The organism is Geobacillus sp. ZGt-1 (assembly GCF_001026865.1).
GTDB lineage: Bacteria > Bacillota > Bacilli > Bacillales > Anoxybacillaceae > Geobacillus > Geobacillus thermoleovorans.
The window spans coordinates 85,408-90,678 of the sequence record NZ_LDPD01000025.1 but is presented as its reverse complement, the minus strand read 5'-3'; the positions used below and the strand labels follow the sequence as shown (position 1 = coordinate 90,678).

Sequence of the window (5,271 nt, the reverse complement as noted above, 5' to 3'; positions counted from 1 at the left end):
CGGAAAATCGGTTATGATGAAAAGGAATATACATTTTGTCGCAATGGAGGGATACGATGAACACGCCGAAAGAACTTCGCTATACAAAGGAGCATGAGTGGGTGCGCGTGGAAGGAGAGAACGTGCGCATCGGCATTACGGATTACGCCCAATCAGAGCTTGGCGACATCGTCTTTGTCGAGCTGCCGGAAGTCGGCGCAGAGGTTACGGCGAACGAGCCGTTCGGCAGCGTTGAATCGGTGAAAACGGTCTCGGAATTGTATGCGCCGATCAGCGGCACGGTCGTTGAAGTGAATGAGGCGTTAAATGACCATCCGGAGTACGTGAACGAATCGCCGTATGACAAAGCGTGGATGATCGTCGTCAAACCGAATGATTTGAGCGAAATCGACAATTTGTTGACGGCGGAACAATACGAGGCGATGATCAACGAAGGATAAACGTTCCTGCAATCTTCGCTTCGATTCGGGCACTCTATACATACCGGAATTTGATTGAAAAAAGGGGTGCTCGCGATGGCGCTGCAAACGACGCGCATAGATGTCACGGACCGGATCATCGGCAAACTGAACGGCCGCTCGCTGGAGTTGTACGAGGAAGGAGAGCTCATCGGGCGCCTTCCGCTTCCGGCGGCCGTCCCGTTGAAAAAGGGGTATACCGAACAAAACGGAAGAATTTACAAACAGGTGACCGCTACCGTTGAGCCGGACCAAAAATATGTCGATTGCGACGGGGAAGCGGGCTGGTGTTGAAAGGCAACGGTGGATGGCCGTTGCTTTTCATTTTCAACATTTGGCCGGCGCAAGACATACAATAATAGTATCCTCATTTGAAGTTAGGTGGGTCGGACATGCGACGCGTGGAAAAAGTGATCATCGTCGAAGGGCGATCAGACAAGCAAAAAGTGGCGGCGGTGCTGAACGAACCAGTCGTCATCGTCTGCACAAACGGCACGATCAGTGATGCGCGCCTTGAGGAGCTGGCCGATGAGCTGGAAGGATGCGATGTATACGTCTTGGCCGATGCCGATGAGGCGGGAGAAAAATTGCGCCGGCAGTTTCGCCGCATGTTTCCAGAGGCGGAGCATCTTTACATTGACCGGGCGTATCGCGAAGTGGCGGCCGCTCCGCCTTGGCACTTGGCGCAAGTGCTGTTGCGCGCTCGTTTCGACGTCCGCATCGAATCGCTCATGAGGGGAAGAGGCGAGTGAAAGCGATCGACCGAAACGATGTCATGCGAGTGGTGGAAGTCGAGCCGCTTCTGGCCCTTTACTTGTATACCCCGCTGTGCGGCACGTGCCAGCTGGCGCGGCGGATGCTCACGGTGGTGGAGCAGTTGTTTCCGGCGCTGCCGTTTTACGAAACGGACATCAACTATATCCCTGAGCAGGCCGTTGCGTGGAAAATTGAAAGCGTTCCTTGCCTGCTTCTTTTTAGGGACGGAACGGTCGCAGGCAAGTGGTATGCCTTTCATTCCGTTCCGTATTTGTACGAAGTGATTCAAGCCTGCTTGCCGTCCCGATGATTCGCCTTTTTTTGACGCTGTTTGACACATTTCTTGGGAAATGACAAAAACGGCGCTCGTTCGTCAACGGGTTGTCGAGATTTTTGTAAAGGATTTCTCCTCTTCAGGTGGAAGTGAAAAAATAAAAATGGGGGAGGGGATATCCATGGAAATGCGTGAATTAGTTGGGCAGTTCGTGGAACGGATGCAAGTGTTGCGCCATTTGGTGCCGATTTTGCCGGATGAGCAGCTGTATGTTCGGTTTGAAAGCGATGACGAAACCGCCTTGCTGTTGATCGGCAAGGAATCAGCCGCTAGAGGGATGGAAAACGATGAACGGAAAACATTGACGGTGCGCGGTTCCAAAGAGGCGCTCGCGTCCCTGCTGAACGGCGAACTGAAGCTGCAGCAGCTCGTCCGGCTGCGCGAAGTGCATGTATCGGGAAGCTTTCGTCATCTGTTGCTGCTTGAGTCGCTCCTCCATTTGGCTAAGCCTTATCGGGACGTCGGATAAAAAAGATGTTGACACGCTTCGACAGACAATGATACAATCACATTCGTAGTCAATTGAATAGGCGATTGTTGCGCTCTTATCAAGAGAGGTGGAGGGATGTGCCCAATGAAGCCCGGCAACCGTCAGCGCATGTGCTGAAATGGTGCCAATTCACACAAAGCGGCCTGCTTTGAGAGATAAGAGACGGAATGGTGCACAATACCTTTCTGTTCTCTGCGGGCAGAAAGGTTTTCTTTTTGCGCTCTGCCGCTTGGGGAGGAAGGTGAAACGATGATTACACTCGAACAAGTGACGAAAATCTATCAAGCGGCCAACGGTTCGGTCACAGCCGTCGACAATGTGTCGCTTGAGATTCGCGAAGGAGAAATTTTCGGCATTATCGGCTACAGCGGCGCTGGGAAAAGTACGCTCATCCGCTTGCTCAATGGGCTCGAGAAGCCGACGAGCGGCCGGGTGGTCGTCGCCGGGCGCGATATGACGCGCGTGAAAGGGCGGGAGCTGCGCAAGGCGCGCCAAGAAATCGGGATGATTTTCCAGCATTTCAACTTGCTTTGGTCTCGCACAGTCAGGGAAAACATTGCCTTTCCGCTTGAAATTGCCGGCGTCCCGAAAGAGGAGCGGAACAAGCGGGTGGATGAATTGATCGAGCTTGTCGGCCTTTCCGGGCGCGAGGATGCCTACCCGTCGCAGCTGAGCGGCGGGCAAAAGCAGCGGGTCGGCATCGCCCGGGCGCTCGCCAACAACCCGAAAGTCTTGCTGTGCGACGAGGCGACATCGGCGTTGGACCCGCAGACGACCGATGCGATTTTGGACTTGCTCGTTGACATCAACAAGCGTCTCGGGCTGACGATTGTGCTGATCACCCATGAAATGCACGTCATCCGCAAAATTTGCGACCGCGTTGCGGTGATGGAAAGCGGCCGAATCGTCGAGCAAGGCGAAGTGTTGCATGTGTTCCGCAACCCGCAGCAGCCGATTACGAAACGGTTCGTCAAGCAGCTGATCGAGCCCGAGGAGACGGAAGAGGCGATTTCCCATTTGTTTGGCCAATACCCGAGCGGGCTGATCGCGCAGCTGACGTTCGTCGGCGCGGCAGCCGGAAAGCCGCTCATCAGCCAGGTCGTGCGGCAATTTGCCGTCGATGTCAACATTTTGCAAGGGAAAATTTCGCAAACCCATCAAGGCGCCTATGGGGTGCTGTTTGTGCACCTCGACGGGGCGAGGGATGAAATCGACCGGGCGCTTGACTATATTCAACGCCAGCAGGTGGCGGTGGAGGTGATTCACGATGCTCGCTAACCTCCTGCCGAACGTGCAATGGGAGACGGTGTGGGCGGCGACGGTCGAGACGCTGTATATGACGGGAGTGGCGGTGGCGGCCACTTTCGTCCTCGGAATCGTTCTTGGCTTGCTTCTATTTTTGACAGCGAAGGGCAACCTATGGGAAAACCGGTTTGTCAATACCGTGGTTGCGGCGTTTGTGAACATTTTCCGCTCTATTCCGTTTATTATTTTGATCATTTTGCTCATTCCGTTTACAACATGGCTCGTCGGGACGATGCTTGGCGCCAATGCGGCGCTGCCGGCTTTGGTCATTGGGGCCGCGCCGTTTTACGCCCGCATGGTCGAAATCGCTCTTCGCGAAATTGATAAAGGCGTCATCGAAGCAGCCCAAGCGATGGGCGCCTCAACGTGGACGATCATTTGGAAAGTGCTGCTGCCGGAGTCATTGCCGGCGCTTGTCTCCGGCATTACGGTGACGGCGGTGTCGCTCGTCAGCTATACAGCGATGGCTGGAGCCATCGGCGCCGGCGGGCTTGGGAACTTGGCGTATTTGGAAGGGTTCCAGCGCAACCATAACGATGTGACATTTGTCGCAACCGTATTGGTGTTGGTCATTGTATTTATCATTCAGCTGATCGGTGACTTTGTCACTTCGAAAATCGATAAACGATAAAGGGGGAAACAACTGATGAAGAAATGGTTGGGTGTGTTGCTCGCCGCCATTCTCGTGCTCGCTTTGGCGGCATGCGGCGGCAACAATAACGACAGCGCGGAAGGCGGCAAAGACGGCAAATTGGTGAAGTTGAAAGTCGGTGCGTCGAACGTGCCGCATGCGGAAATTTTGGAAAAAGCGAAACCGATTTTGAAGAAAAAAGGCATCGACTTGGAGATCATTACGTTCCAAGATTACATCTTGCCGAACAAAGCGCTGGCTGAGAAGCAAATCGACGCAAACTATTTCCAACACATTCCGTATTTGGAATCGCAAAAGAAAGAGTACGGCTATGATTTCGTCAACGCCGGCGGCATTCATATCGAGCCGATCGGCTTATACTCGAAAAAATACAAAAGCATTGAAGAACTGCCGGACGGCGCGACGATCATCATGAGCAACTCGGTCGCCGACCATGGCCGCATTTTATCGATGCTGCAAGAAAAAGGGCTCATTAAATTGAAACCGGGCGTCGATAAAACGAAAGCGACAGTCAATGACATCATCGAAAATCCAAAGCATTTAAAATTTAAGGCCGATGTCGACGCCGGGCTTCTGCCGCAAATTTACAAAAACGGCGAAGGCGATGCGGTGCTGATCAACGCCAACTATGCGCTTGACGCCGGTTTGGACCCGGCGAAAGACCCGATCGCCGTTGAGTCGCCGAAAAACAATCCGTATGTGAACATTATTGCGGTGCGCAAAGGCGATGAAAACCGGAAAGAAATCAAAACGCTTGTCGAAGTGCTGCAATCGAAAGAAATCCAAGATTTCATTAAAGAAAAATACCACGGCGCCGTCATTCCAGCGGCGGAAAACAATCAATAACGGGAGCGTTTCGCTTCCGTTTCTTTTTTGTCCCCAAAAAGCCGCTCCCCTTAAACGAAAAGAAAGCAGCAAAGGTTAAAACGATTCTGAATCCGAGGGCGCCGCGGCCGACCTGTTTCTCCGCTCTTCATCGGCCGTTCAAACGCGCCAGTACGGCGGCGAGCATAACGATGATGACGCAGTTTTGCAGGACGATCACAGCCGTTAAGCTGAAGGCGCCGTCTCCCTGTTCACCGAGGGTGTTGCCGATGATGATCCACGTCAAAAACGAAGCGAAAGCGGCTGTTAAGGCAAAGACAACCCAACGAATCAATCGCATTTCCCCCTTTTGTATTGATGATGGAAGTTGAACAGAACAGGCGGTTTTCATCATGACGTTCCATCTATGATCGCGAAACGGTGGTGTTTCCACACCCTTTCAATACCATTC

At 53.1% G+C, this 5,271-nt stretch carries 9 protein-coding genes and 1 riboswitch; of the genes, 8 read left to right on the top strand and 1 reads right to left on the bottom strand.

Going from position 1 to position 5,271, the window contains the following annotated elements:
* Nucleotides 1-56 precede the first annotated feature (56 nt).
* The 8 genes from gcvH (at nt 57) to VU18_RS13085 (ending at nt 4,841) form a co-directional block, all read left to right on the top strand.
* The gene (gene gcvH / locus VU18_RS13120; protein WP_011232474.1) at nt 57-440 is read left to right on the top strand and encodes a glycine cleavage system protein GcvH; all 384 of its coding nucleotides are present in this window, start codon (nt 57-59) and stop codon (nt 438-440) included.
* Between the two features lie 75 nt (nt 441-515).
* Nucleotides 516-752, top strand: coding sequence for a YusG family protein (locus tag VU18_RS13115; RefSeq protein WP_011232473.1), 237 nt, complete (start codon nt 516-518; stop codon nt 750-752).
* Nucleotides 753-850: 98 nt separating this feature from the next.
* Entirely contained in the window at nt 851-1,210 is a 360-nt protein-coding gene (locus tag VU18_RS13110) for a toprim domain-containing protein (protein ID WP_011232472.1), read from the top strand.
* Entirely contained in the window at nt 1,207-1,524 is a 318-nt protein-coding gene (locus tag VU18_RS13105) for a thioredoxin family protein (RefSeq protein WP_011232471.1), read from the top strand. The genes VU18_RS13110 and VU18_RS13105 overlap by 4 nt, the downstream gene beginning before the upstream one ends.
* A 145-nt stretch (nt 1,525-1,669) precedes the next feature.
* Nucleotides 1,670-2,017: a hypothetical protein gene (locus VU18_RS13100; protein ID WP_014196685.1), complete on the top strand. Its 348-nt coding sequence runs from the start codon at nt 1,670-1,672 to the stop codon at nt 2,015-2,017.
* 73 nt (nt 2,018-2,090) lie between these two features.
* A riboswitch (SAM riboswitch) is annotated at nt 2,091-2,200 on the top strand.
* Nucleotides 2,201-2,287: 87 nt separating this feature from the next.
* A complete protein-coding gene (locus tag VU18_RS13095) occupies nt 2,288-3,316 on the top strand; it encodes a methionine ABC transporter ATP-binding protein (RefSeq protein WP_021321764.1) in 1,029 nt (342 codons plus the stop codon).
* Complete coding sequence (locus VU18_RS13090; RefSeq protein WP_021321765.1) at nt 3,306-3,974, top strand: methionine ABC transporter permease; 669 nt, start codon at nt 3,306-3,308, stop codon at nt 3,972-3,974. Before VU18_RS13095 ends, VU18_RS13090 begins: the two co-directional genes overlap by 11 nt.
* 15 nt (nt 3,975-3,989) lie before the next feature.
* Nucleotides 3,990-4,841 (top strand): MetQ/NlpA family ABC transporter substrate-binding protein, encoded by an 852-nt coding sequence (locus VU18_RS13085; protein WP_014196684.1) that lies wholly within the window; start codon nt 3,990-3,992, stop codon nt 4,839-4,841.
* Nucleotides 4,842-4,968: 127 nt separating this feature from the next.
* Here the strand turns inward: VU18_RS13085 and VU18_RS13080 are convergent, their stop codons facing one another.
* Complete coding sequence (locus tag VU18_RS13080) at nt 4,969-5,160, bottom strand: hypothetical protein (RefSeq protein WP_014196683.1); 192 nt, start codon at nt 5,158-5,160, stop codon at nt 4,969-4,971.
* Between the last annotated feature and the right edge of the window lie 111 nt (nt 5,161-5,271).